Origin of the sequence: Allgaiera indica, assembly GCF_900106675.1 — a bacterium.
Classification (GTDB): domain Bacteria; phylum Pseudomonadota; class Alphaproteobacteria; order Rhodobacterales; family Rhodobacteraceae; genus Acidimangrovimonas; species Acidimangrovimonas indica.
The window spans coordinates 130825-157645 of record NZ_FNOB01000009.1 but is presented as its reverse complement, the minus strand read 5'-3'; the positions used below and the strand labels follow the sequence as shown (position 1 = coordinate 157645).

General features: G+C 63.7%; 23 protein-coding genes. 7 read left to right on the top strand and 16 right to left on the bottom strand.

The features are described from left to right. Positions 1 to 1851, top strand: a complete 1851-nt coding sequence (locus tag BLV97_RS10360) for an ATP-binding protein (RefSeq protein WP_051646244.1) — start codon at positions 1 to 3, stop codon at positions 1849 to 1851. On the opposite strand, the gene BLV97_RS10355 is transcribed toward BLV97_RS10360, so the two are convergent. The 11 genes from BLV97_RS10355 to BLV97_RS10305 all read right to left on the bottom strand — a co-directional run bounded on the left by BLV97_RS10355 (position 1848) and on the right by BLV97_RS10305 (position 13273). Next, complete coding sequence (locus BLV97_RS10355; RefSeq protein ID WP_035845461.1) at positions 1848 to 3044, bottom strand: hypothetical protein; 1197 nt, start codon at positions 3042 to 3044, stop codon at positions 1848 to 1850. The genes BLV97_RS10360 and BLV97_RS10355 overlap by 4 nt on opposite strands. Positions 3045 to 3248: 204 nt before the next feature. Continuing rightward, a complete protein-coding gene (locus BLV97_RS10350) occupies positions 3249 to 3968 on the bottom strand; it encodes a hypothetical protein (protein WP_035845458.1) in 720 nt (239 codons plus the stop codon). Then, positions 3955 to 4746 carry a terminase large subunit domain-containing protein gene (locus tag BLV97_RS10345; protein ID WP_035845457.1) on the bottom strand — a complete coding sequence of 264 codons (792 nt, stop codon included), beginning with the start codon at positions 4744 to 4746 and terminating at the stop codon, positions 3955 to 3957. Before BLV97_RS10345 ends, BLV97_RS10350 begins: the two co-directional genes overlap by 14 nt. After that, positions 4736 to 5350 (bottom strand): hypothetical protein, encoded by a 615-nt coding sequence (locus BLV97_RS10340; protein WP_035845455.1) that lies wholly within the window; start codon positions 5348 to 5350, stop codon positions 4736 to 4738. The genes BLV97_RS10345 and BLV97_RS10340 overlap by 11 nt, the downstream gene beginning before the upstream one ends. Next, positions 5347 to 5688 carry a hypothetical protein gene (locus BLV97_RS10335; protein WP_035845454.1) on the bottom strand — a complete coding sequence of 114 codons (342 nt, stop codon included), beginning with the start codon at positions 5686 to 5688 and terminating at the stop codon, positions 5347 to 5349. Before BLV97_RS10335 ends, BLV97_RS10340 begins: the two co-directional genes overlap by 4 nt. Next, positions 5681 to 6064 carry a hypothetical protein gene (locus BLV97_RS10330; RefSeq protein WP_035845450.1) on the bottom strand — a complete coding sequence of 128 codons (384 nt, stop codon included), beginning with the start codon at positions 6062 to 6064 and terminating at the stop codon, positions 5681 to 5683. The genes BLV97_RS10335 and BLV97_RS10330 overlap by 8 nt, the downstream gene beginning before the upstream one ends. Before the next feature lie 162 nt (positions 6065 to 6226). Then, positions 6227 to 6928: a hypothetical protein gene (locus BLV97_RS10325; protein ID WP_035845448.1), complete on the bottom strand. Its 702-nt coding sequence runs from the start codon at positions 6926 to 6928 to the stop codon at positions 6227 to 6229. Between the two features lie 3 nt (positions 6929 to 6931). After that, positions 6932 to 8278: a DUF4055 domain-containing protein gene (locus tag BLV97_RS10320; protein ID WP_035845446.1), complete on the bottom strand. Its 1347-nt coding sequence runs from the start codon at positions 8276 to 8278 to the stop codon at positions 6932 to 6934. 809 nt (positions 8279 to 9087) lie between these two features. Then, the gene (locus BLV97_RS10315) at positions 9088 to 11535 is read right to left on the bottom strand and encodes a TOTE conflict system archaeo-eukaryotic primase domain-containing protein (protein WP_035845444.1); all 2448 of its coding nucleotides are present in this window, start codon (positions 11533 to 11535) and stop codon (positions 9088 to 9090) included. Positions 11536 to 11678: 143 nt separating this feature from the next. After that, a complete protein-coding gene (locus BLV97_RS10310; protein WP_035845441.1) occupies positions 11679 to 11915 on the bottom strand; it encodes a helix-turn-helix transcriptional regulator in 237 nt (78 codons plus the stop codon). A gap of 176 nt (positions 11916 to 12091) precedes the next feature. Beyond that, on the bottom strand, positions 12092 to 13273 hold the full coding sequence (locus BLV97_RS10305) for a tyrosine-type recombinase/integrase (RefSeq protein ID WP_035845439.1): 1182 nt from the start codon (positions 13271 to 13273) through the stop codon (positions 12092 to 12094). A 470-nt stretch (positions 13274 to 13743) separates the two neighbouring features. Here BLV97_RS10305 and BLV97_RS21185 point away from each other — a divergent pair, with 470 nt between their 5' ends. Continuing rightward, the gene (locus BLV97_RS21185) at positions 13744 to 13944 is read left to right on the top strand and encodes a hypothetical protein (RefSeq protein ID WP_160169197.1); all 201 of its coding nucleotides are present in this window, start codon (positions 13744 to 13746) and stop codon (positions 13942 to 13944) included. A gap of 58 nt (positions 13945 to 14002) precedes the next feature. On the opposite strand, the gene BLV97_RS10300 is transcribed toward BLV97_RS21185, so the two are convergent. From BLV97_RS10300 to BLV97_RS10280, 5 genes are all read right to left on the bottom strand, one after another. Continuing rightward, positions 14003 to 15817, bottom strand: a complete 1815-nt coding sequence (locus tag BLV97_RS10300; protein ID WP_051646243.1) for a chloride channel protein — start codon at positions 15815 to 15817, stop codon at positions 14003 to 14005. A 293-nt stretch (positions 15818 to 16110) separates the two neighbouring features. Then, a complete protein-coding gene (locus tag BLV97_RS10295) occupies positions 16111 to 17604 on the bottom strand; it encodes an FGGY-family carbohydrate kinase (protein ID WP_035845436.1) in 1494 nt (497 codons plus the stop codon). Between the two features lie 54 nt (positions 17605 to 17658). Continuing rightward, entirely contained in the window at positions 17659 to 18972 is a 1314-nt protein-coding gene (locus tag BLV97_RS10290; RefSeq protein ID WP_035845434.1) for an acetoin dehydrogenase dihydrolipoyllysine-residue acetyltransferase subunit, read from the bottom strand. Further along, positions 18966 to 19943: an alpha-ketoacid dehydrogenase subunit beta gene (locus BLV97_RS10285; protein ID WP_035845432.1), complete on the bottom strand. Its 978-nt coding sequence runs from the start codon at positions 19941 to 19943 to the stop codon at positions 18966 to 18968. The genes BLV97_RS10290 and BLV97_RS10285 overlap by 7 nt, the downstream gene beginning before the upstream one ends. 4 nt (positions 19944 to 19947) lie before the next feature. Next, the gene (locus BLV97_RS10280; protein WP_210184784.1) at positions 19948 to 21012 is read right to left on the bottom strand and encodes a thiamine pyrophosphate-dependent dehydrogenase E1 component subunit alpha; all 1065 of its coding nucleotides are present in this window, start codon (positions 21010 to 21012) and stop codon (positions 19948 to 19950) included. A 47-nt stretch (positions 21013 to 21059) separates the two neighbouring features. Between BLV97_RS10280 and BLV97_RS10275 the strand changes: the two genes are divergently transcribed. From BLV97_RS10275 to BLV97_RS10260, 5 genes are all read left to right on the top strand, one after another. After that, complete coding sequence (locus BLV97_RS10275) at positions 21060 to 22211, top strand: sugar-binding transcriptional regulator (RefSeq protein ID WP_081825155.1); 1152 nt, start codon at positions 21060 to 21062, stop codon at positions 22209 to 22211. 410 nt (positions 22212 to 22621) lie between these two features. Continuing rightward, positions 22622 to 23494, top strand: coding sequence for an NAD(P)-dependent oxidoreductase (locus BLV97_RS10270; RefSeq protein ID WP_035845430.1), 873 nt, complete (start codon positions 22622 to 22624; stop codon positions 23492 to 23494). A gap of 42 nt (positions 23495 to 23536) precedes the next feature. Continuing rightward, positions 23537 to 23752: a hypothetical protein gene (locus BLV97_RS20725; RefSeq protein WP_143037511.1), complete on the top strand. Its 216-nt coding sequence runs from the start codon at positions 23537 to 23539 to the stop codon at positions 23750 to 23752. A gap of 423 nt (positions 23753 to 24175) precedes the next feature. Then, complete coding sequence (locus BLV97_RS10265; RefSeq protein WP_160169196.1) at positions 24176 to 25189, top strand: autoinducer 2 ABC transporter substrate-binding protein; 1014 nt, start codon at positions 24176 to 24178, stop codon at positions 25187 to 25189. Between the two features lie 87 nt (positions 25190 to 25276). Further along, complete coding sequence (locus BLV97_RS10260; RefSeq protein ID WP_035845427.1) at positions 25277 to 26770, top strand: sugar ABC transporter ATP-binding protein; 1494 nt, start codon at positions 25277 to 25279, stop codon at positions 26768 to 26770. The last annotated feature ends 51 nt before the right edge of the window (positions 26771 to 26821 follow it).

The window sequence follows — 26821 nt, the reverse complement described above, 5'->3', positions numbered from 1 at the left end:
GTGAGCCACATCAAGCAGATTACCCCGATTACGATCCGCGACATTGATTTCACTGTCGCCCGTCAAATCGAGCAATGCCCAAAGACCATGATGCTTCGAGAGCTTGTGATGAACGCTTTGGAGGCCGCTTCACGCGGCCAAGAGCGGCGGCGGATCGTTGAGATCAAAGGCAAGACGGTCGATGAATGCGGTGACGCCCGAAAACTGGCTATCTGGAACACCGGTCCGGGCCTCAGCAGCGCTGAACTGGATCATATCTGCGACCTTGCCGCATCTCTCGGGAAAGATATGGCCCTCGAGGGCAACTTCGGAATGGGCGCAAAGGTTGCCTCGCTTCCCTCCAACACGCTCGGAATGCGGTATCGCTCCTGCCGCGACGGCGCTGTTAGCCAAGTCATTCTCGGCAAGCGAGAAGGCATCTATGGCAAGGTGTGGGTGCCTGTCGAAGACGCATTCGAAGAGGTGGTCGATGTTACGGACGCGGTAGCAGCCGAGGCTGAATACTCTCTTTCCGAGGACTGGACTGAAGTTATCCTGTACGGCAACCGGCCCGATCAGGACACCGTTGCCGATCCCTATGATGGCGACCCGAAACAAGACCGGCAGTGGATCACTACCTATTTGTATCATCGCTTCTATGGCCTGCCGGAAGGTGTTGAACTCTACCTTCATGAGGGGACTCATCCCCGGGACGGTAGACGGCAGTTCAAAACTATCCCCGACCGACTGGAAACATTCGGACAAGCGGAGACCGTCGATGTCGGTGATGGCATCCGCGTTCACTATTACTATGATCCTCCCTACCAAGACAGCTCGCACAACAGGTCGATTTCAGGGTCGCTGACTTCTTCGGTCAGCACGGCTGGAATCGTCTTTCGGGGTGAATTGTATGATGTCCGAAAGGCTCGCAAATGGGCCGCGGACGCTCCCGCCTTCGGAATCCCGTTCGGGGCAAAGCATATTTCGATCCACGTCGAACTTCCGATGAACTTTCCCGTTCGGCATGAACCCTATCGACGGTTCGTCCAGCTTTCGACTGGGGATCAGCGACAGTTGATGGTCGACGACTTTGCAGAGCTTGTTTTCCAGAACCGTCCCGCCTGGCTCGTGGAGATCATCAACTCGCTGGCGCCGAAACCGTCGGCATCAACTGATGACCTACGCAAAGAGTTGCAGGACCTGCTCAACGAACTCCGCGTCAAGGCAAAGAGTCCGCGCCTCACCAACACCGGTGCGGAACCGGTTGATGAAGGCGGTGCCCGAGGTGCCTCGCCCCGCCATGAAGGAACGGCGAAGAGTTCCGACGGTCAAGCCCCCACGACGCCGACCGAATTGATCTTCAACCCGACCGGCGCAAAGCGGGCAAACATCTCCAAGAACCTAGAACACGCCCCAGAGATCATTCCGCTCCGGGATGAGGACGAGGTTGCGGAGAAGGGGTTCTCCGGCAAGGCCGCCAAATATGTCCGGGAGAGCAATATCCTCTTCGTGAACATGACCTACTCGGCCGTTTCAGCCGCGCAGGAGCATTTGGAAGTCCGGTATGCCACATACGAAGATCCGCAGATTGTTCGTGAACTGGCGCGCCAGTGGGCCGAGCGCATTGTGATGGCGCGTGTCGGCTATGCGGTCGTCTATGCCCAGTCGAAGCAGTTGATCCGGGAATGGACACCTGACGACGTGCGCAAGGCGCTGGAGCCTGAAAGCCTTAGCCTTGCCGCTGATGGGTGGCGGGACGCAGCCAGCAGCGCATACCACAGCATATCGCGTCGCCTCGGTATTTCGATGGCCCGGAAAGATGAGGGTGATGCGCTGGCGGAGATCAGCGGCGTGATCATGCAGTCCGGTTAGCGCCAATCGACTTTCAACTCGTCGTCGTAGTCGAGCGGCATGACCATCATAACCTCATGGCCGGGGAAAAGTCGTCCTGTCTTGCTCCTTGAGGCGTCGTAGCCAATGGTCCCATCGTCCATCAGCATCTCGAATTGGGAGCGAGGCCCCTTCTCGATTAATCCCAGAACGTATTGAAAAAAGAAGTGCACATCGTGGTAGCGGCTTAGGACTCCCGGAATGTCGAAAACCGACTCCTTCTTTCTGAACAGTTCGAGGATCGGATCAGCACCTTTCTCGAAAAGCGGCGTGAACTTGTCGAAGTAAACGGTCTCGATCCCATCTTTCGTAGGGTCGATATTTCCATGCAGGTGATGATTGCGCCGATCCATGACACGTTTAAACGCCTTGTATTCCTCGCAGTCAGGATCGACGCCGCTGGTGAAGTGATTGCATTTAAGGTGCAAATCGAAGACCCGCGTATCAATCTGCTGGCGGATATATTGGTCATAATGGCGCTGATTGCGCTTCAGCTCGTCCTTGCGCATCATGAAGATAACGAGATTGATGAAAGCCTCGGCCAGAACAGGTGTTATCAAATCAAGGGACAGCGACGCGCTGAACACGCGATCTGCACGCTGCCCCATCTGCTTCACCTGTCGGTAGTATCGCTTGATACCTGCCTCCGACGTGCGCTTGTGAGGCGTAAAGTCGGGCTCGTCTGCCTCATCGGTCAGCACATCGTGGAATCCAGCGCAGGCGTCTGCGATCATCGCGAAGCGGTTCGACACAATTGTCCATTTTTCGAGTGTCGCCCCAACCTTGGCCATGTCTGCGCCGCACCGCGCGAAGTCCCCTTTTAGCGCCTTGGCAAACAGAACCCAGTCCTTGGGTTTCATTACCTTTCCGTCAATCTGCACATGAACATCGCGATTACCTCCTTGTATCCAGATCATGGTCGGCCCTGCCTTTATCAGGTAGTCCCAATGGATCAGATTGTCGCTGTCATGCTGCTTCTTGACAAAGGTCTGAAAACCATAGGGCGGGCCAAATCGTGCGGTGAGATATTTGTAGACAGCGAGTGGCGAAAGATGTTTCCGAAAGACAAGGATGCTGCCGGTTGGCTTTCCCGTCGTCGCCTTTGGGCGGTTTTTCAGATAGTCGCGCATCTCGCCCGGCGCTGGCTTCTCCCACTTCTCGGGCGTGAAAATCATTGCAAACCACCTCGCCTTTTTCATCAAGTTAGCGCCGATGAGCACCGATGGCGAGCAGGCGGCATTGTAGCCAGCAGGCACCATGGTAGGGGAATACACCGAGGCGCCCGGCGCTCGCCCGTTTTTCGGGGGTCTCTCGCGGCGCTCAACCCCAGTAGGTGCGTAGTTGGCTGCTCGTGATGATCTGCGCCTTTCGGCTTCACCTCACCAAAACCCCCGCAGCCGCGTCTCCCCGATATGCGCGCCGACCGTCCGGTGATCGGACAGCCAGTAGGCCATGGCAGCGGCCATTGCGATGTCCGCGTGCCCGAAGGCCGTGCCGCCCTCGATCCGCATCCGCCCGGCCTCGGTGATCGAGGTGTCGAAGGATTCGAGTTCCGCCCGCAGGTCATCGCGCATCGGGAAGTTGCCGATCTTCAGGTCGCCGACGTGCATCGCCGAGTTGATGGTGGACAGCAGGCGGTTCTTGCCCACGTTGTTGAACGTAGTGCCACGCTCGCGCGTCTCCCCCTCGTTCTCGCCCCCGACGATCTGCATCCGGGTGTGCTGCACGTTCTTCGTGTTCAGCAGGTCGCAGAAGGCGCGACCGGGGCCACCGGCATCGACGACGAGGTGTGCCCGGCCCGTGATCGAGGCGTCGAGCATCAGGTTGCGCGTGACGATGGCAAGCTGGGTATAGGACATCTGCGGCACCCTCTCCGCCCGAACGATCTCGCGGCGGCGCGGCGACAGTTCCTGCCGTCCGTTCTCGTCGTAGAACGGCACGCGCTCGTCGAGGATGATCGCGAAGGCGTTCTGGTCGATGCTCTGCGCGATGTCGAGGCCGACGAGGAAGCGGCGGTAGCCCGGCTTGATGACGATGGCGGGGTCCGAGTTCGGCAGGATCAGCGCCTCGCCGCGCGTGACGATGTTAGAGTCCAGCATAGATGTCTCCCAAGGCAAGGGCTGGGGTGTCCGTGTAGGCGTTCGAGATGGTCTCGGGGTCAAAGAACGGGGTGCCGCGGCCCATCCACGACAGGCCGTGCTCGACCTTGAATTCCAGCGGCGACATGTTGCGGCGCGCCCGCTCGACCGTCTTCGCCATGCGCGGCAGATCGAGGGAGCAGGCGCGGATGCGCTCGACCTCGGGAAAGTCGTCGAGGTTCGACCACATGTCATAGGCGCGGCCCGACTTGCCGCCGGGCGTCGTGATCAGGATCGTCTTCGCGTCATCCTCGGCAATCGCGAGGGTCGAGCCGAACACCTTGTCCGGGATGAACGCGGCCTCGTCGTAGATCAACGCGCCGCGCTTAATGCCGTGCCCCCGGGCACTCGTCCCCTCCTGGCCTGCGGGCATGCAGCGCGCGACCGACCCGTTTTCGAGGTGGAGTTCGAGCAGCGTGCGGCGCTTGTCCGCGATGGGCAGGCCGATAAGATCCCAAGTGAAGGCGATCTTGGCGAAAAGAAGCTGGGACTGCGCGAGCGACGGGCAGATGATGATTACCTCGTGGCGCGGCTGCGCGAGTTCCTGCGCGGCCATCACGCCGACCGTGGTCGATTTGCCGATCCGCCGCGAGGCGAGCACCATAATGGTGTCCGAGGTCGAGGTCAGAAGCTGGCGCTGCCATGCGTCAGGCTCCCCCTCGACGACACGGGCGAGCAGTTTCGTCGGATCGAGGCGTTCGTCGAGCGTCCGCAGGAAGAGGGCAACGTCACGCGACATCCAAGGTGATCCGTTTCGCCTGCATGATCTCGCGGAAGCGCAGGCCAGCCGCCGGGTTCTCGGTGAAGAGCAGGAACAGCGCGTCGAGCAGCGGGGCGGCATCCGGGTGCTCGTTGAGCGATACCATGACGGTCGTCTTGTCCTTGAGCAGCGAGTACGTTTTCAGCATCGCCTCGTGGGTCTTGGTCTGGTCTCGGAGCAATTGCGCGAGGCCGGGCAACAGGTCTTCGAGGTCGCGCCCCTCCTCCTCGACCTTGGCCTTGAGCGCGCGGTAGAGCGCCTTCTGCTCGTTGATGATCCCGAGGATGCCCTTCGACACGTCGTCCTGCGCCTCGTTGATCACGCTGTCCACGGCCCGCCGTTCCGTCAGCGTGGCCTCCGCGCGCACCACCTTCTCGACCTCGGGCGTGATGTAGTTCTTGCGGAAGGTCGCAAGGGTCTCGATGTCCACGGCGCAGCGCTTCGCGATGTCCGCGAACTGACGGCGGCGGAGGACGCAATCCACCACCACCTCAGCCACGTCGGGACGCAGCCGGATCACCGACTTCCGCCCGGGACCGGGCGGAGGCGCGGGGATCGCGGCTTTGATGCGCTCGAAGTTCATAGGGCGAGACCCCGCAGCGCGAGGAACTCTTGGAGGGGCTGCATGATCCCGCCCGCGCCGAGGTGCTTGCGCAGCCACCGCATGTCCGTCCGATAGGCCCGATTCTGTTCCGCGCGCACGAGGACATTCGGTTCGCGGTCCTTGTGGCCGATGCAGTCGAGCAGGATCATCGTCAGCAGGGTGATCCTGACGCGGTCGGACAGGCCGACCTCCTTGCGGTCGAGATAGGGCACCGCGCGCTCGTCCACGGCGATGCGGTCACAGGCGATGCCCCTTGCGCCGAGGACCGTGAAGGCCGCGACGAGGCGGGCATCGCACTTCGCCTGATCCTTAGTCATTGACGATCTCCACCGTGGTGCCGGTCTTCTCGGCCTGCGCCTTCGCGCGGCGGTAGAGCTGCGGGTCGCGCGCCTGCACGCGGGTCAGCCGGATCGGATCGGGCGTCAGGGCCGCGTTGATGTCGGCAGGGTTGGACCGCTGGCTCAGCAGCGCGCGGAACTGGTCGGCCTCGCCCTTGTCCTTCGTGGCCTGCTCGGCGGCTGCGCGCTTCTGGTCCTTGATCTCGTCGAGCATCTTCTGGCTCGCCTGTTTCAGGCCGCCGATCTGCTCTTCGATCTTCTCTGCAAGCGAGGCCTGCATGGCTTCGAGCAGCTTGGGGGTTGCCTTCTCGATGAACTGCGCCATCAGGCGGTCGTTATTGTCGTCGTCGGACATGTGCGTCTCCTTGGGTAAAAAATGAGGCGGGCCTGCACGGGACCCGCCTCTCGTTTCCAAAGGAGAAGCACGCACCCCCAGTCCGCATAACGACAATCGGTGCCAGCGCGGGATCCGCTCAACCGGGGAAAGAAGGTGTCGCTGACCTAAAGAAGGTGACGCTCACGCAGCCGTCGCAGGCAGGCGGAACAGCTTGCCGTCGCGCTCGGCCTCTAGGATGTCGAGCGCCCGGCTGATCGCGTCGGGCGCGTGGTCGCCGTCGAGCGCGAAGAACAACTCGCGGGCCGTCTTCGGGCCGGTCGCAAGTTCCGCGATGACCTTCTCGACGCAGGCCGCGAGCGCGGTCTTCGGGCCGCGAACCTGACGGTTCAGCACGGCGTCAACATGGTGGCGGTTGGCCTCGACGGTGGCCGCTGTCTCGGCATCGCGGCGGCGCGCCTTGATCGCGTCAGACGCCGCCCGCAGCCGTCGCGCATGACGGGCATCGACGGCATTCCGGTATGTCCGTGCCCGCGTGTCGCTCTCGGCCTTCAGACGCGCCCAGAGCGCCCGTGCCGTATCGACGCCCTCGGGCACCTTCATGACGCGGCCATGGGGCAGCATGGGCGTGGCCTCGCCGTCGAGCCAGGAGATCACCGTGCGGCGCACCATGCCCGGGTCGATGCCGACCTCAAGGCACAGCGCCTCGCGCGACTGCGCCCATGAACCCGTCTCGTCTGTCAGGAAGGCCAGCGCCTCACGGCGTGCAGCCTCCTCGCTCGGCGCACCCACGATCACTGTGACGAAGAGATCGCGGACGGCCTGTGCGATGACGGCGGCAATCAGGGCACGCTCGGGCGAGGCGGTCGGGTCGCCACCGAACATGGGTCAGTTCGATTTGACGAGGGAGACAGGCAGGGTCAGGTCGCCGCCTTCCTCCTCCACCATGTCCTTCTCGTCGGCCCACGACCGATCCGACCGCGCGATCTCACCCTTCTGCAGGTTCTCGTAGAGGGTCGCGCGCGAGATCATGCCGCTCTGCCACAGCTTCAGTTGCGCCTCGACCATCTTCGGGTCCATGGCGATCTCGATGAAGTCGCGCGACAGGTTTACCGACGCCTCGTCCGCAGGCGCGCCGACCCATTCGGCCGCGAGGTGCAGCAGCCGGTTCAGCGCGGCCTCGACCGAGACGACGACGCCGTGCAGCAGCGCGAGTTCCGACCGCGTGCGCTGGGTCGCCGTGTCGATGGTCTCGTTGCGGTTCATGGTGACGGACAACATGCGCGCGCCGAGCGTCGCCATCGTGTCCACCTTCTCCTGCATCAGCTCCTTCTGCGCCGCGACACCCGCGCCCGTGAACTCGAGCATTCCGACCTGACAGCCCTCGGGCAGCGTCCACACTGTGCCCGAACCGATGGTCGAGGGCACGCGGTCTTCCGGGATACTGCCCGAGATCCACGGAGTCGGGCTGGCCGTCAGGAAGATCGCATGTTCGCGGTCGCAGGAATTCTTGAAGTGCGAGAGCGCGACCTGACAGAGCGCGAGGAAGGGCGGCGTGACATTCTCGGGCCGCAGCCCCTCCTGCGAGACGAGCAGGAACGGGATGTAGTTCAGCGCCCGCCCGTTCACGGTCGGGATCACCTCGTCGCCGACATCTTCGCGGCGCTGATGCTGGTCGCGGATGAAGCGGCGGAACTTGTAGATCGAGTCGTCGAGGATCAGTTCGTAATAGACGGCGGCCTCCTCCCACGTCTCGTCCGAGGCGAGCCAGACGCGCGTCAGCACCTTTCGCCCGTCCACATAGGCCGTGTCGAAGTCCTCGATCGCTTCGGCCTTGAACGTCGCGATATGGGGCACCGTGTTCGCCGTCGCGCCGGTCGCCGGGAAGTCGAGCAGCACGCCGTAGCGCCCCATCGCCATCACCTCGCGCACCATGTCTTCGATCAGCACGGACATCGGGGCGTTCTCGTCGGTCGCGTTCAGGCGCATCGGTTCGAGGCGGGCGGGCAACTTGATCACGGGGTCTTTGCGCAGCGCGAGACCCGTCAGCGCGCGGAGGGTCATCGCGGGGGCGCCGTAGAAGCAACCCCGGTCGAGATAGTGGACGTAGTTGCCCGGGGTCATGCCTTCGGGCTTTGGGGTGTAGAGTTGGCCCGACGCCTTCACGGCATCTTCGCCTTCGAGGCAGTTGCGGATCAGACCGTATTGCTCATGCAGGCGGTCGAAGGGGATCATGGCGGTGGCTCCTGTCTGGGGTCGGGCGGTGGACCAGTCAGGATCATGCACGCGCCCACCGCCCGGAACTCCCCGCGTGCACCGTCACAATGCGGTGGAACCAAGGGCGAACAAACCGGAGAGGAAGGTAATCGGGCCGGAGAAGAAGGTGTTGCTGGGCCGGGGAAAGGTTTGGATGGTTTGAGAAATTTCCGAAGGTGGGACCGGGGGGCCAGCAGCAGAACAGGGGGTCCCTTCGACGGGCGCCGCCGGGTGCTACCTGAGGCCCACAGCGCCGCGTCAGAGACGGTCGGCATGGTCAACGGGTATGGGCGGTAGGGCCGATGCCTGAGACGCCCGCGTCTCGCCTAGCTGGCTGGGTCTGTGGGCGCGCGCTCTACTTGGCGGAGCGTGCCCCACCTTGTGGCAGATATTCAGCAGGCCAGTATGTCACCATTGTTGACGTATTTCAGCATACCTGAACGCGGTGGATCAGCGAATGCTCAATCAGACGCGCTCGGGCAGCAACCTTTTGATATTGCTTAAAGATAGATCGCCATGCAATCAGAACGATGCAATCATCAAGCCGAAACTGTGCGCTCAGGTGGAGAGAGGCGGGCGAGATCGGGAGTTCTGTGCACGAATGGCGTCAAGACGCGACTCCGGCGACGCACACTACGCAAACATCATCACTCCCAAAATTACTTACGCGAAACTATTGTATGGATGGATGTAACATTTCGTGAGCGCGATCCATCCATCCAATAAAAAACGCACGAGAGTTTCCCCTCGCGCGCCTTTTGCGTAGTGTGCGTCGCTATTGGCGCAGCTTAGACTATCCCAGCATCTCTCGCCCGTGCGTCTGCGTACTGCTTCGCGATCTCGAACACATCGTCCGCCGAGACCTCGATCTCCCACATCTTCTCGAAGACGAATTCTCGATCCGCTCCACGCGTCACGACCCAGCCCGTCGATTTTGCGAGCAGCGACAGGCACTCGGAAATCCGTGACCCCATCACGCGGGCGTTCGTCGGGATATCCGCAGCAGCGACAGGTATTGGTGCCTCTCGCAGTGTGTCCTTCAGTTCCATCAGCAGGCGACCCGCCGTGTCGCGGTGCTTCGACCCCACGCCCTTGTCGAACCCCCGCAGGTAATGAGCGAGAAACTGGTAAACGCTGTCCGCCTCACTCGACTCCAGAGCGATGGACATCCGCATCATCTCATACTGCGTCATGAACCACCCCTCCTCTCGTCCCAGCAGGCGCGCGATGCACTCCCCGACCCGCGTGAACACGCCGAAGCGCGCCGTTGTCTGCTCGATTCCGTGAACGTCGCGCAGCACGCGGGAAACGAGATCGAACAGCGCGCCGCGATACCTCGGCAGCATCTCACGACGCCGAGAAATGAACTCCTCCTCGTCGATGTAGGCCTTCGGTTTCGTCAAGGTGATGCGGATGATCCGCTCGATCAGATCTTGCTTGTAGAAGGTAGGATCAACCCCAGCGACGATCACCGGGCGCATCGCGTCGAGGGCGAAGACATCGCCGTCCGAGTACTTCTTTCGGCGGCTCATCCCGCCCCCCGTCGCCATACGGCAGAGCGCGTCCGAGAAACGCGAGAGCGACGACACGTTGTCGAAGGACAGCGCGGCGGACTGGTAGGCGGAAACGACGAGGTCTTCCTCGCTCTGCGGATCGCCCGCCTGCGCGCCCACCTTCGGATCGACGATCTGAACGATGGTGCTCAGGGTGGACGACTTGCCGGAGCCCGCGATCCCGTCGAGGATCGCGATTGGGCATTGACCGCCGGGGTGAATGATCGCAGTCGCCATCCAAGCCAGGAGGAAGATCATCGAGTCGCGGTCGACGTTGAAGAAGGCGAGCAGTTCGTCGAGCGATCCGCCGCGCTCGACGGTCATGGGCAACCCGATTCCCTTGCGGAACTGCACGGGCGCCTCGTTGTTCACGCGCCACCCCTCCTCGTCGATCTCAATGATCGTGCGGCCCTTATCCGCGAGGAAGACGTACCGCTTGCCACCGACCTTTGCGAAGCGCAGCGCGATGTCTTCAGGTTCCGTATCGCGCGCCATCGCCATCGCGATCATCTGCGCACCCTTCACCGCGCGTTCGTCGGGCAGGCTCTGTTCTTTGCGATACAGAGCGAGGGCGACCGTCTCTTTGAACTCGTTCGAGTCGATCTGAACGAAGTCGCGCTCGCGCAGTTCCGCGTAAGCCTTGTCAGCCTGATCGCGGAGGATTTTCACGTCGGTCAGGAAATCGAGGGCGAGCAGTTTACGGCGCTCTGTCTGGGTGAACGGCCACTTGCCCGAATACCCATGGTCCTTCGCGATGTACCAGAATGACAACGGCGAGTAGTTCTTCGCGCCGGTGAACTGATCCCAGTCGGCGTCGTCGCCCGCCTGATACTTGTGCGAGGTCTTTGACCATTCGGTCCAGCGGTCGCGCGCCCAATCATTCTCCTTGCCGAAGGCGACCTGAAGGCAGATGCCAGCGGCGCCCCATTGTGCGCGGTCGTCCGGGTCGAACTTCTGGATGAAGGCGTCGAAGGCTGCATCGCGATCAACGCCCGACGACTCCTCGGCTGCCTTGCGTCCTGGCTTCTTCGTCGGCACGAACTTCAATTCCAACTCGTCAAGTCCGCACTCTTCGAGCTTGATGGCCGAGCCATCTTGCACCAGCTTCATTGGCACGCTCGCCCGAGAGCAGGGGACCGCGACGTTCTGCGCACCCTTGCCCTTTGGCAGCACCTCGACGCCGTGTTCAACGTGGGTGGCCTTCCCTTTGCTGTTGACCTTCGTGCGGTTCAGGCAACCCGACGACACGGCCACGAACTTGGTCTTGTCCACCTCGACGCCTGCGAGGAGTCGCTGCGCATCTGCCTTCAAGGTGTCCACGCGACGGGCGTTCTCGAAGGCGAGCCAGATGTGATAGCCGTGACCACCACCTGAGCGGAACACGAGGAACGGAATGTTCTCGCGCTGGAGGTGCATCGCGACTTCCAGAGTGGGCTGGTAAGCGATTCCCCTCTTGTCGTGATCGTCGAAGTCCAGAACGAGGAAGTGCGATTTCTGCTGCTGCGCGTCCACGTTCAGATACATGCCGAGCGGCTGCGTTCCGTCGAGGTGCGCCGCCAGCATCTTTGGCGTGATTGCGCCTTCGACCTTGCGGTAGGTGAATTTGCCCGTTTTCTTGTCGGGATAGCCTTCGGCGTGCGCCTCTGCGCTTGCGAGGGCTGCGATTTGCTTGATCAATTCCATAATCTTGTCCTCAAGACGGACAAGCTGGTCCTCAAAGTTTGGTCGAACCGCGAAGCAACATGCGATATAACATGTTACGCGATACTAGCGTTGCTCTGCGCTACCAATACGACCGAGGCGAGGGCCAACTTGCCTCGGTCATTTCATGCGCCGACGCGCGAGCGGTTCAGCCAAGCGATCAGATCGGCGCGCATATAGCGGATGATCTTCGTCGCAGGCTGCGAATACGCTGGGCCGGAACGGGCCTTGCGGTGATCGCGCAGGTAGTCCTCGGACACACCAAGGAATTGCGCGGCTTGCGCAGGCGTCATGATTTCAGGAAAAGATTGAGCTTCGATAACATCGCGCAACTCGGCGACGAGCGGATTCAGGTCGTGCATAGGTCATCTCTCTGGATATGAGAGCCAGATGACCGTGCGCTTTCCTCCCATCCTCTCCCCAAGAGGCCTTCACCGCCCGGAGGCAAGATTAAGGTTCCTCAGCGTTCTTGGTTCGCTGTCGCGTCACGGCCTCACTCGAAGGGGGTTTCCTTAAAGTGGAGGCAAGTGAAATTAAGTTAAGCAGGCCTGAGCAACTTTGCAACGGGCAAAGAAGGTGAACATTTGAAAACGATCTGTTCCGCGATGGCGTTCGCATCCGCGTGCGACCCAAGATCGTGCATATAGCGGCCAGCCGCACCTTGCATAATGGTGATGTCCCCGCGCATCCAGTTGATCACCGGGCCAGAAAGACCTGCCTTTGCAGCCGCCGACGAAAAAAGGTGTCGGGTATCATGGGGTCTGAGAACGCCTCCACTGTTCACATCGTTGCCGTCGAGGTCGATCTGACGAAGGCCTGTAATGGGTTTGCCGTAGTGCCGGCCCTCGAAGACGATCACATCATGAGTGCGCGGCGTCTGGCGGAACACCTCGACTGCAATGTCGGAAAGCGGGAAGGTTCGTTTCAAGCCGTTTTTCATCCGCCCGAGCGTCACCATCCGCTCCTCGAAGTCGATATCCGTCCAGCGAAGCTCACGAATATTCTGCATCCGAAAGCCCGTGAACAGCAGGGCAAGCCATGCGGCGCGGCGGGTCGGGTTCGGCACCTTCGAGATGGCGTCCAGCGCTGGCCAGCGTTTCGCCTCGTCGAACAGCAGCTCGCGGGTGCGCGCCTCATACCCTTTCACCCGGTAGGTCGGGTCGTGCTCGTAGCCATCATCGCGATAGGCAAGCTGAGTGCCATAGATCGCCGAGAGCGTCCGCAGCAGCGAACTGGCCGTGGTCGGGATGTTGGACATCGTCTTGATCTTCTCGTTCACCATCTGCCGCGTGATGTCCGAGATCGGCATGTCGAGCCAGCGCGGGACGTGAAGGCGCATGACCGACGCATACCCGGCAGCCGTCTCTTCGCTGATCTTCCTCTGGCGCGGGTCGAGCGCCCGCGTGACGTGCTGCTCCAGCGCCTCCCGCAGCGTGATCTCGCCCGCACCGCGCGGGCGGGTGTCCTTGATGACGATGCCCGCATCCTCGACCTGCGTGTTGATCTCGGCCGCGGTCTGGGCCGCCTCGATCACCGTCATCTGCGGCCACGTCCCGAGGGTCTCCGTGAAGTTCTGCCCCTTCCAGAACTTGCGGTAGCGCCACGTTTTCGAGCGAGCGCCGACCTCCAAGTAGAGGTTGGGATAGCGGGCATCGCGATACCGCGTCGCCGCGCCGCTCGCGTGCGCCGCCTTGTCGAGCGCGCCCTTGGTGAAGGTCATTTCTTGCGTAGCCACGATAGGCCTCCATGCAATCAACTATGCAATTGCATGGCATCCAGCGGCGGGGATGATCAACCGAAGCGCCTGATTTTATTAGGTAATTATACCGACAGCGACCGTCAGTCAGGTCGCATGTTGGAATTAGAAGTCAGGTGCTCTATCCAGTTGAGCTACGGGACCGTGGCTCTTTGATAACGGTTCGGAAAACGGTTCGCAAGCCGTCGGCGTTTTCCCAACCCTCTGTAATTCCATATTCTTCTGGCCCCAGACCGTCAGCTTAGAAGGCGGCTGCTCTATCCAGTTGAGCTATGGGGGCTCTCCAATTCGCCATGTAGCAGCCTGACCCCAGGCCGGCAATCACCTTGAGCGTCGCCTCCGGCAGGGGCTTCGTGGCCCCACCCTTTCTCTTAGCGGCCCCTGCAGGTCGCCAGGTGGCCTATGCGCACCCGGCCCCGCGACAGCCGAAGCGGATGAACCCCCTGCCCCCCGGGGCAAGGGTGTCGGCGAGCGTCCTGCCCAGCTTTTGGGTCGACGAGGGTCGGCGTCATGTCGGCCTTTACGGCCGCTTTCTTCGCCGGGCGATACTGCACGGGGTCACGCGCTTCCGCACGGGTCAGGGCGTGTTCCGGGTGCGCCCCCTGGTTGCCCCGTCGTCGTGGCTAGAGGCGTAGTTGCCCCATGTCAGCGCGGTTATTCACCCCGCACGGCCAGGCCGCGGGGCTCGACCCGCTAAGCCTTGCCCAGACCCAGGTCATCGCGGCGGCGCCGCTCAAGTTCCTGGGCGTAGCGCTTGAGGCAATAGGCTTCGGACAGATAGCCCAGAATCTGGGGATTGCCGGCCGAAGCCACCACCGGCAGCGTCTCGGCCTGAGCTTCGGCAAACTTGTCCAGCACGGCCTGAACGTCCTCACCGGGCAATATGAAACAGCTGCGGCAGGTGGTCAGGTCTTCCGCAACGAGATGGGGCGCAAGTTCGGTGAGTTCCGGATCATGCGCGGCCGCGACGTCGATCACGCCGCTGTATCCGCCGTCGCTTCGCACCGCGAACAGGGTCTTGGTGCTGCCAAGCGGCACGCTGGCGCGCAATTCGGACAGCGGTATCGTCAAGGGCACCGTGCGCGCATCGGTGCGCATCATGCGGCCCGCAGTCAAACCGGATATCCAGCCGATGTCGAAGGCGCCGCGTACCGGCACGCCGCGCAGGTGAAAGCGCCAGGTCGAGAACGAATACCCGAAGGTCAATCGCACCGTCGTCGACGCGATCAGCACCCCGATCAGGGTGGCCAGCGTGATCATGAAATCGCCCGTCGATTCCAGCACCAGAAAGACCATGGTGAAGGGCGCGCCGATGATCGCGGCACCGGCCGCCCCCATTCCCACCAGCATGAAGGCGGTACGCTCTGGCAGCACGGCCGGATAGATCAGGCCGAGGGCATCGGCAAACACCGCGCCCAGCAAGAGCCCGATGAAGAGCGAGGAAGAAAACAGGCCGCCACGAAAGCTGGCGCCCAGCGAGATGGCCGAACCCAAGACCTTTCCGATGAGAAGCAAGAAGACCGGCACAAGGGCCCACTGGGTCTTCAGGTGGAAATCGATCGCCCCATGACCCGAGCCGAGGATCTGCGGCGACCCAAAGGCCAGAAGGCCCACCGCCAGCCCACCGATCGCGGGGCGCGCCCAGCCGGGCAGCCCGGTCGCCTTCAGCAGCCGCTCGACCGTGGTGGCAAGCCGCATGGTCAGGATGCCGACAGCCGCAGCCGCGAACCCGAGCAGCACGAACAGCATATAATATGCATGCGGCACGGCGAACGCGCCGAAGACATCGAAAAGCGGCGCGTCAGAGCGCAACTCGCGCGCCACCAACACCGAAGACAGGCAGGCGGCCAGCACCGGCGCCAGCAACTTCGTGGTGTAGCGCGAATGGATCAGTTCGAAGCCGTAGAAGGCGCCGGCCAGCGGCGCGTTGAAGGCCGCCGCGATCGCCGCCGCGGCACCGGCCGAAACCATGGTGCGCTGATCCTCTCGGCGCAGATGGAAAAATCTGCCGACCGAGGCGAAGATCCCGGCCCCGAACTGGCTGTAGCCCGCCTCCATGCCCACCGAGGCGCCGCAGGCGTTGGACACGATGGTCAGCCCGGTCAACCGCGCCGAATCGCGAAATCCAAGCTGGCCGCCATAGAGCGCGTTGGCCTCGATCGGGTCGATGATCTCTGTCGGGCGAAGCTTTTGCAATGCCAGCGTCAGAAGGCCAAGGATCAGCCCACCAACCGCGGGAACCAGCACCAGCCGCCAGTGATCGACGGCGGTCTGTGCCGACAGATGCGCCCCGAAGATCAGGCCGAAGTTCAGCGACTGCAACGCCAGGACAATGTCGCGCAGCCCGACCGTCAGAAGGCCGACGAAACTGCCGATCAGCGCAGCCAGCACAATCTGCGCGAATTCCCGGTTGCGCACCAAGCGCCGGATCTCGGCCCGTCCCAACCGCGTCGCGCGCAGAAGGCGGTTGGGACGGGCGGATCGGGTCGGCTGGGGATCTGTCGTCATGGCAAGGCCCGGGAAGACAAAATGTGGTCGGAATTATCCTCTGCGGGTCCCTCGTCGGTGACAGGGTGCCTGCGGATCCCGGATAGGTAGTCGCGCAGTTCAGTTTGGGCAAGCGCGCCGCGCGGGATGCACCAAATTGCGATCACGCCCGACGCGGCGGCGACTGGTTACAGTAGAGCTAGGTTCGGTGGGTTCGATTTCTGCGCAGCCGTGGCGAGGGATGAGCAGGTTTCCAACGGGCCCGGCACCATCGACAGTACCAGGGCCGCGCCTTGATTTCGAAACCAAGCCCCTCAGCCCGCGCGCGGCGCTTTCAATGCGGGATACAGCGCGCGGTAGCGGGCATAGATATCGTCGTAAAGGGCTGCCTCGCGCGGGCGCGGCTCGAACCGCCGGTCGGGTTTGACCATTGCGGCGATGCCGTCGTCAATGCTGGCGAAATGCCCGGCACCCATCGCCGCCAGCACCGCCGCCCCCACCGAAGGCCCATCGCGCGAGGCAGGCACGGCGACCGGCAGCCCCGCGGTATCGGCATGGATCTGGACCCAAAGATCAGACGCCGTCGCCCCGCCGCCGATGGTGATCTCTTCACTGCGGCAGCCGGCCTCGGCCATGGTGTCGAGGATCAGCCGCGTGCCGAAGCCGATCCCCTCCATGATCGCACGGAAGATGTGCTGCGGCTCATGCGCCAGGGTCAGCCCGACGATCGCGCCGCGCGACAGCGGATCGGTATAGGGGGTGCGGTTGCCCTGGAAATGGTCCTGCACGATCAGCCCATCCGCGCCCGGCTCCAGCCCTGCCGCCAGGCGGTTCAGCGCATCCAGATCCATCGTGCCGTTCATCAGCCGCCCGAGCCAGGCGATGATCGACCCGGTCGAGGTCTGGCCGCCTTCCAGCATGTAGCGCCCCGCAGCGGGCAGATCCGCATAGGCGCCCCAGATCCCCGCCGCATGGATCGGCCGGTCGGTGACGGCGTATTGCAGATGCGACGACCCGGTGATCAGCGCCAGCTGCCCGGGCCGCGCGACGCCCAGACCGATCATGCCCACGAAGGCATCCACGCCCCCCTGCACGACCTTCACCGACGCGGGCAGGCCCAGCGCCCGCGCGGCGGCCGTGGTCAGCGTGCCGATCACCTCTGCGGTCGGGACAACCCGGGCGGGCCACTTGTCGCGCAGCGCGCCAAGGCCCAGCGCCTCGATCAGCGACAGCGGCCAGCCGCCATGTTCGGCCGAATAGTGCCAGCGAAGCGAGATGTTGTTGAAACAGGCCGTGCGTTCGCCTGTCAGGCGCAGGGTCATGAAATCCTGGTATTCGCAGATCGTCGCGGCGCGATCGAAGATCTGGGGTTCGTGGCGTTGGATCCACAGCGCCTTGGGGATCATCCATTCCGCCGAAACCGGGCCATGCCCCGCGCCGTTCACCCGCAGCGCGGCGTCTTCGGTGGCCAGGGCCGCCTCGGCCTCTTCGCCGGCGCGCACATCCATCCAGATGATCGCCGGTCGCAGCGCGTTGCCCTGTCCGTCCAGCGCCACGACGGAACACGAGGTCGTCGCCAGGCTGATCGCCTCGATCGCGCGCGCGTCAACTCCGGATTCTGCGATCGCCTTGCGCGCGGCATTCACGAAGGCGCGCCACCAATCCTCGGGGTCCTGTTCGGCCCGCGCCCCGGCGCCGAAGCGCGTCTCATACGGGATTGCCGCGCTCGCCAGGCAGGTGCCCGAAAGATCATAGACCCGGGCCCGCAGGCTTTCGGTGCCGCCATCCGCGGTCAGGAAATAGGCCATGTCTCCTTCTCCCCCCATCTTGCGGGCGCGCGCGTTCAGCGCCGCGCCAGTCCTTCATCCGCCGCCGCGCCCAAGCCAGCGCCGCAGAAGCGCGGCGACCTCGCGCGGCCGGTCCCATTGCGGCATGTGGCCCGCCGCGCCGATCAAATGGATCGCGACGGCGGGCGGCAGGGCCGTGACCTGTTGCCAGGGCAGGATACGATCCTCGAGGCCGAACACCACCCGCACCGGCAGGTGCTGCGAAATTTCCGCCAGGTCTGGAAGCACGCACAGGCGCTGGCCGCTCCGCCCCGCGATGTGCCCGGCCAGCGCGGCCAGCCTGCCGCGCCCCGACGCGGCCGCGATCCGGTCCAGCGCCTCGGCCGAAAGCGCCTGATCGCGCAGCGCGACGCGGCGCAGCAGATGCGCGACCTCGCCCGGTGTGCTGGCCGCCGCCATGCCCTGCACGAAGGTGGTGTCGATCTGCAGCCCCAGCCCAACGGGGGCAAGCAGGGTCAGGCCGGCAATCCGCCCCTCCATCGTCCGGACAAGCGCGATCGCGGCCACGGCGCCAAGCGAATGGGCAACGATGTCGATCGCCCCCCCTGCCCCTGCCGCCCGCAGAAAATCCGCCAGCGGCGCGCCAAGGTCGGCGGGCGCGGCGGCCTCGATCCCGGTCGCACCATGACCGGGCAGATCCGGCGCAAGGACGCGGTGCCCGGCGCGGGCAAGGCCGTTGGCGGTTGCCGCCCAGGTCGCGTGATCGCCGGCAAAGCCATGCAGCAGCAGGGCCACCGGGCCGTCGGCGGGCCCAGCGGCGGCATAGGCCATCCGGCCCTGCGGCAGATCGGCGAAAGAGAGCACCTGTGGCGTATCCTCCGGGGCGCGACCGAGGGCAGCGGCAAGCACGTCTTCCTTCTCGATGCGCCCGCGCGGGCCGCGCCCGGCAAGCGTGTCAAGATCCACCCCCCGCTGCCGCGCAAGCCGGCGCGCAAGCGGCGTGGCGCGCCGCCGTCCTTCGCCGGGCGGCGGCGGAGGCGAAGGCCCGGTCAGATCGGCGGACGCCACAAGGGAACGACCGTCCCCCTGCCCCGGCGGGATCCGCGGCGGGATCTGCGGTGCCGGCTGCGGCTCCTCTGGGGCCGCGCCTTGGGCCTCGATCCTGGCGATCGGCGCGCCGACCGCGACCATCTCGCCCTCATCGCAAAGGATCTCGACCAGCCGCCCGGCATGGAGCGCGGGAAATTCGGCGACGGTCTTGTCGGTCTCGATCTCGAGGATCGCCTCGCCCCGTACGAAATCCTCGCCCGGACGCTTGAGCCAGCCGGCGATGCGGCCCTCGTCCATGGTTTCGCCAAGACGCGGCATGGTCAGGACGCGGCTTACCATCGCACCATCCGCTCGGCTGTTTCCGCGATGATAGCGACGCCCGGTACGCTGGCCGCTTCCAGCGTCGGGGACACGGCGATCGGCACGTCCTCTGCGGCGACCCGAACGACCGGCTGTTCGAGAAAATCAAAGCATTCCTCGGCGATCCGGCTGGCCAGTTCGGCCGCGACGCCCGCGGTCAGGGCGCCTTCGCTGATCACCATCGCCTTGCCGACGCGCGCGACTTCGGCGCGCAGGGTGTCGATATCGAGCGGGTTGAGCGTGCGCAGGTCGATCACCGTCGCCTCGATCCCCGCCGTTGCCAGAAGCGCGGCGGCGTCGAGCGCGAAATGAACCTGGCGCGAATAGGTCACGATCACCAGATCGTCGCCGCGTCGGCGCACCGCCGCCTTGCCCCAGGGCGGCACGGGCGCGGCCAGATCGACCTGTTCCTTGCGCGCATAAAGCGCCTTGTGCTCGATGAACACCACCGGATCGGGCAGGGTCAGACTATGGCGCAGCAGGTGGTAGGCGTCGGCCACCGTCGCCGGCATCGCCAGCCGCAGCCCCGGTGTGTGCATCACCCAGGCCTCGAGGCTTTGCGAATGTTGCGCGCCAGCCGAGCGGCCGGTCCCGCCCTGAGTGCGCAACACCATCGGCACGCCGATCTGACCGCCGAACATGTAGCGGATCTTGGCGGCCTGGTTGGCCAGCTGATCCATCGACAAGCCAAGGAAGTCGACATACATCAACTCGGCCACCGGCCGCAGCCCGGTCATCGCCGCACCCACCGCAACGCCGACGATCGCGGGTTCGGATATCGGCGTGTCGATCATTCGGTCCGGCCCGAAGGTCTGGATCAGATCCTTGGTCACGCCGTAAGCGCCGCCATAGCGGCCGACCTCTTCGCCGATCACGACGATGTCGGCATCTTCGGTCATGGCCTCTGCCAGCGCGCGGCGCAGGGCATCGCGGTAGGTCAGGGTCTGCATCCGCTCACCTCCGCGCCAGAACACGGTCAAGGCGGGTGCGCAGCGGCTCTGGCTGCGGCTCTCCAGCCGCGAAGACGTCGCGAAACATCGCCTCCGGCCCAGGAACCTCGGCCGCGATTGCGAAGTCGATGCTTGCGTCCATCTCGCGGCCGATCTCGGCGTCAAGCTGGTCCAGCGTCGCCGCATCGGCAAGCGCCTCGGCAAGCAGCCGGTCGCGGGCGAAGGCCACCGGATCCTTCTTGCGGCCCTCGGCCTCTTCCGCGACATCGCGATAGGGGCTTTTGTCCATCCGCGCATGGCCGAAGAACCGGTAGCAGGAGACCGTCAGAAACCCCGGCCGTCCGGCCCGCGCGGCATCGGCCATGTCGCCGGCGATCTGCCGCACAGCCTCGACATCCAGCCCGTCGACCGCCCGCCCATTCAACCCGAAGGCCTGGGCGCGTTTCTCGAAATCGGTGGCCCGGGTCGCCTGATCGACCCGCGTGCCCATGCCGTACTGGTTGTTGATGCAGACGAACAGCACCGGCAGATCCCAAAGCGCCGCCATGTTCATGCTTTCGTAAAGGACACCCTGCTGCATCGCCCCGTCGCCGAAGAAGGCCACCGAAACCGATCCAAGCGCCTTGCACTTGCTGCTTAGCCCGGCGCCGACGACCGCGGGAATTCCGCCGCCGACGATCGCATTCGCCCCCAGATGACCCAGCCCCATGTCGGCGATATGCATCGAGCCGCCCTTGCCCTGGCAATAGCCGTCTTGCTTGCCGGCGATTTCGGCCATCATGCGCCGGGGGTCGGCGCCGCGGGCCAAGAAGATACCGTGCCCGCGGTGATGGGTGGTGAAGGTATCGTGCGGCCGCATCGCCGCGCAAACCCCGGCGGCCGCGGCCTCTTCGCCGATCGACAGATGCAGCATCGAACCCGCACTTTCGCCGCGCAGGAACAATTCGCCGACCCGTTCCTCGAAGCTGCGGATGCGGCGCATGGTGCGGTAAAGATCGGCAAGCGCGCGATTGCCGCCGATGTCGCCGGCCCGCGCCTCCAAGCCCTGCCCCGCCCCTGCGTCTTGCATGTGCCGCTATCCGATCTTCCGCCCCCGGAACCCTCCGGACGCTTTCGATGGCGCCGGCCCTGAGTGGCGTTTTACATTTGTGCATCAGACGAACAGATCGTCAAGAAATATTTTCTTTTGCTCATCCGATGCACAAATGTTATTCGAGTCGGGACGCTGGAGCGAACCCGATGAGCGACCGAGAGAGATCCGAACATGACATGATGGTCCGCGCGGCCTGGCTATATTACACGGCCGAGCAGACGCAGAGCATGATCGCAACGACCCTGGGCGTTTCGCGGGTGAAGGTGGCGCGGCTGATTGCAGATGCGAAGGCCAATGGCATCGTCACGATCAACATCGACCACCGCCTGTCGACGATGTGCGCGCTGGAAGAGAAGATCCGCCGCCGCTACGGGCTTCGGTTTTGCTGTATCACGCCCGCCATGGCGACCGATGACATCGGACAGGGCCAAGCCGACACCGACCGCGAGGCCCTGGCCCGGCGCGGCGTCGGGATGACAGCGGCGCGCATCCTGCGCAACAAGCTGGCCCAAAGCCAATTCGACGGCTCGGTCATCGGCCTGGCCTGGGGGCGCACCATCAGCGCCATGGCGGATGCCTTTCAGCCGATCAATGCGCCGGCCACGCAATTCGTTTCGCTGCTTGGCTCGCTCACGCGCTCGGCTTCGGCCAACCCGTTCGACGTGGTGCAGAAATTCGCAGCGAAGACCGGGGGCGAGGCAAAGTACCTGCCTGTGCCTTTCATTGCCGACAGTGTCGAGGATCGCGACGTCTTCCTACAGCAGCGCGTCGTGCAAGAGGTGATCCGCACCGCAACCCGCGCGACGGCCTGTTTCATCAGCGTGGGCGAATGCGATTCCGGCTCTTTCCTGTCGCAATACGGATACCTGTCAGCGGACGACCTGGAGCGCCTGCAAAAGCGCGGCGCGGTCGGCGACACGCTGGGCCTCTTCTTCGACGGTGAGGGCCAGTTTATCGATTCCGAGCTTTGCCGGCGGGCACTGGCGATCGACCTTTCGACCCTGCGCGAAAGCGAGATCGTGCTGCTGTCGGCGGGACAGGCGAAGTTGAAAGCCACGCGGGCGATCCTCAGGGCCGGTTTCATTACCGGGCTGGTGATCGACGGCGACAGTGCGATGCGGCTGGAAGCGGCCGCAGATGAGGAGACCGGACACATATTTAGCACGCTTCGCTGACGCCGCGCGCATAGCGGCGCGATCGGGGATTGCAAGAACGGGAATGTTCGGTCTTTCGCAAAGGCCACCCGGTGCCCGGCGGCGATCCAGATCGGCAAGCGAGGCCTTCGGAGGGAAACGGGTTCTTGAAACCGCAAGACATTTGCCACCGCAAGTTCATGAAATCGTCCCGGGCGGGTCTCCAATACAGGTGGGCCGCAGACCGGCGTGGCCCCGCCCCGTCCAAGCACGAAGCCGGCACACTTCAGATCCATGGCACTGACGATGCGATCGATACCCGGCTGGTCCGCATGGCTGCCGGCCGGGATTGGTCGCGGCGGCGCGACCGTCGTTGCACGCGCTTAGGCCAGGCTGAAAACAGCGAGGGCACCGGTCGCCCGGGACATTGAGCTACCAGCAAGGGGGGAGTCATGGAAATCGGATTCATCGGCCTCGGCATCATGGGGCAAGGCATGGTACGCAACCTGCTGCGGGCGGGGCATTCCGTCACCGTCTGGAACCGCACCGCGCGCCCGCTGCCCGAAGACCTTGGCACAGCGCGGGTCGCCAGCTCGGTGGCCGATGCCGTAGCGGACAAGCCGCTGGTCATGATCTGCGTCACCGGACCAGAGGCGCAGCAGGCCTGCCTGCAGGGGGCCGAAGGCGCCTTCGCCAATGCCAGGGCCGGCGCGCTGATCGCGGATGCGACCACGACCGATCCAGCGGTGTCGCTAGACCTGGCCCAGGCCGCAAGCGCGCGCGGTCTGCGCTACCTGGACACCCCGGTCTTCGGATCGCGCAACGAGGCCTGGGAAGGGCGGCTCGATTTCGTGTGCGGAGGCGCGCGCGCCGACTACGACGCGTTGACGCCGATACTTGAATCGCTTGCCGCGACCACCCATTACCTTGGCGGCAATTCCAAGGGCGCCAGCGCCAAGCTGATCGGCAATCTGCTTGTCGCGGCGCAGATGGCCTCGTTGGGCGAAGCCCTGGCGCTGGCGCGCCGTGCCGGCCTCGATCCCGAAGCGCTGATGGGTTATCTGGACGTCACGGATTTCTCATCGGCGCTGATCCGCGGCGTCGGCCGGGACACGCTGGCTGACGATTACGCGCCGAACTTCTACCTCAAGCACATGCTGAAAGACGCCCGCCTGATCGGGCGTTTCGCCCGCGACAGCGGCGTCCCGGTTCCGCTAAGCGCGCTGATCGCCGAGCAATACCAAGGCGCGGTGAACCGGGGCCTGGGCGATCTCAATGCCTCGGCTCTGCACAAGATCGCGTTCGAGATGTCCGGCCTTGGCTGAACGCGTGCCCGGATGACACGCACCGATGGGAGGGGCGGCACGATGAAGAAGGGACTGAAACTTCCGTTTCGGAACGCCGGCGAATTGCAAGACATACGCCGGCATCACAGCGGGCAGGCCGCGGCGACAGGCGCGGTGAACAGGTCACGGGCCCGCCAGGAGGCCGGCCGGCGCAGGCCGCGCGCGCAACTGCCGTCAGGCGACGCGGCCGGTCGATTGGCAGGCCGCGACAAGGTCGTTTCGATGGAGGGAGGATGAAAATACTTACCGGGAATACCCAGATATAGGGCACCCACAAAAGAAAATATTCTACAGTTCCGGAAGGCACCGCTAATTCCGGAGTTGTGCCTTGTTCAATTATAAGTATTGGAATGAAATCACTTCCTTCATTCATTCACATTTTAGATAGAAATAAACGACAACTTGAAATATCAAGTATTTTAAGCTATTTTGTTGAAATTACTTTGCTAATTAATTTTATCAATTACATAGGTCGATTTGGAAGAAGCAAGAAAGAGTTGAATGTCAGGCATTTCGTCGACCGACTACATGCCTGCACGAATTCAGATGTTATGTCGTTAAAAGGTGAATGGGCACGAGAACAGGTTCAGCACCATGGAGGCGCGCTAAATGGCCGTACATCGGCACAAGCCGCAAGGGAGGAAGACGATGAAAAGAGAAATGAGACAACGGGTCGTGGGGGCGTGCATGGCGGTGGGCCTGGCGGCCGGCAGCGCACCCGCCGCTCTGGCCAAGCAGGTCGAGCCGTCGCAGATGCGTTTCGTGAACGTGATCAAGGTCACTGCCAACGCCTGGTTCCAGAACATGGACAGCGGCGTGAAGGCATTCGCCAAGGCAACCGGCGTGAAGGCAACCCAGACCGGACCCGCCCAAGCGACCGCAGAGGGGCAGGTGTCGATCATCCAGAACCTGATCCCGCAGAAGCCGACCGCGATCGGGGTGGACCCGAACTCGCAGCCGGCGCTCGAAGGTGTGTTGGCCAAGGCACAGAAGGCGGGGATCTTCGTCTTCTCGCAGGAGGCGCCGCAGCTGAAGCATACCAACCTTGATCTCGAGGCCTTCAGCAATGCCGAATACGGCAAGCAGATGATGGATGCGCTGGCGTCGTGCATGGGCGGCAAGGGCGAATATGTCTCTTTCGTCGGCCATCTGACCGCCGCCAGCCACATGGCCTGGGCCCAGGCCGAACTGAACGAGGCAAAGGCCAAGTTCCCCGGCATCAAGCGCGTGACCGGGCCGGTTGTGGCGAACGAGAACTCTGAGATTGCCTATCAGAAGACCAAGGAGCTGCTGGTCAAATACCCGCATCTCAAGGGTTTTCTTGGCAGCGCCTCGACCGACATTCCCGGCATTGCCCGGGCGGTCACCGAACTGGGGCTAAGCGGCAAGGTTTGCATCGCGGGCACCAGCGTGCCGTCGCTGACGCGCAACTACGTCAACGCGGGCACCATCCAGGATGTGTTCTTGTGGGATTCCGCGCTGACCGCCCATGCGGTGATGAACGGCGCCCTGATGATGCTTCAGGGCAAGAAGGTCGGGGTGGGCACCGATCTGGGCGTACCCGGCTATACCCACATCAAGAAATGCGAAGGCACGGATGTCAGCGCGCATTGCTTCCAGGGCAACGCGATCCTGAAGCTGACCAAGGCCAATATCGGAAAATACAATTTCTGATCTGAAGCAGGGCCTCGTCTGGCCAGGACGGGGCCCGCTTGCGCGTGGGAACGCCACGACGCATCCAAGGGGAAGGCGAGAAACCGCATGACCGGTGCTGCAATTCTCTCTGTCGACGGGATCGAGAAAAGATTCGCGGGCGTGCATGCCCTCGCCGGTGTGTCGCTTTCGCTGTATCCGGGTAAGATCCATTGCCTGGCGGGCGAAAACGGCTCGGGCAAGTCGACCCTGATCAAGACGATCAGCGGGGTCGAGGTACCCGACGCGGGCACGATCACGATTGGCGGGCAGACCTATCAGGGACTAACCCCACGCACCGGAATCCGAAATGGCATTCAGGTCATCTATCAGGACCTGTCGCTGTTTCCCAATCTCAGCATCGCGGAAAACATCGCCATCGCGCCGATCATCGCGCGGGGCCGGCTGCGCTTTAGCCCGGCCGAAGCGCGCGCCATCGCCGAACGGGTCGCCGCGCGCATCCATGTCGATCTGCCGTTTTCGGCGCTTGCCGCCGATGTCTCTGTCGCGCAGCGCCAGCTGACGGCGATCTGCAGGGCGCTGGCGCAGGACGCGCGCGTGCTGATCATGGACGAACCCACCACCGCCCTGACCCGGCGCGAAGTCGATAGCCTTTTCGCGACGGTGAAGCTGTTGCGCGCCCAGGGGGTCTCGATCGCCTTCGTCAGCCACAAGTTCGAAGAGATCCTGAGCATTTCCGACGAGATCACCGTCATCCGCAACGGCCGCGTCGTCGCCGAAGGCCCCGCATCCGGCTTCGACCATGCGTCGCTAAGCGAGGCGATGACCGGCCAGAGGGTGAACGCGCTGGGACGGCGGCGCGCGGACGAAACCGCCGCCCCCGAGGCCCTGCGCGCCGACAGGATCGGGGTCGAGGGCCTGCTTCAGGACGTATCGCTGCGCCTCAATCACGGTGAGATCCTTGGGGTGACCGGGCTTCTGGGATCCGGGCGAGAAGCGGTCGCAGAGGCGCTTTTCGGCATTCATCCGATAACTTCGGGTCAGATCAGCATCGACGGTCGGCCTTGCGAGATCCGGCAGGTGTCGGACGCGGTCGCCCAGGGCATCGGCTATGTGCCCGGCGACCGGCTGAGCGAGGGGCTGTTCCTCAATCACTCCGTCGCGCAGAACGTCATTGCCGCCAGCACCGACAAGATCCCGCGGAACATGGGGTTGGTGACGAAGCGCGCGGTCTCGGCCATCGCGCGGCGGATGATCAAGGCCTTCGGCATCAAGACGCCGTCGGATTCGGTTGCGGTGCGCACCCTGTCGGGCGGCAACCAGCAGCGCGTGGTGCTGGCGAAATGGTTCGTCGACAAGCCGCGCATCCTGATCCTGAACGGCCCCACTGTCGGCGTCGATATCGGTTCCAAGCGCGAGATCACATCGCTGTTGCGCAACCTGAGCGCCGACGGCACCGCGATCATCGTCATCTCCGACGACGTGCCGGAACTTGCCGAGATATCCGACCGCATCATCGTGATGCGCGACGGCGTGGTGGCTTCGGAACTGCACGGCGCCGACATATCCGAAAGCCGCATCCTGAAGGAGTTGGCCGCATGACCGGGCTGACGATCCATTTTCCGCATCCCTCGCCCCTGGTCCGACTGGCGG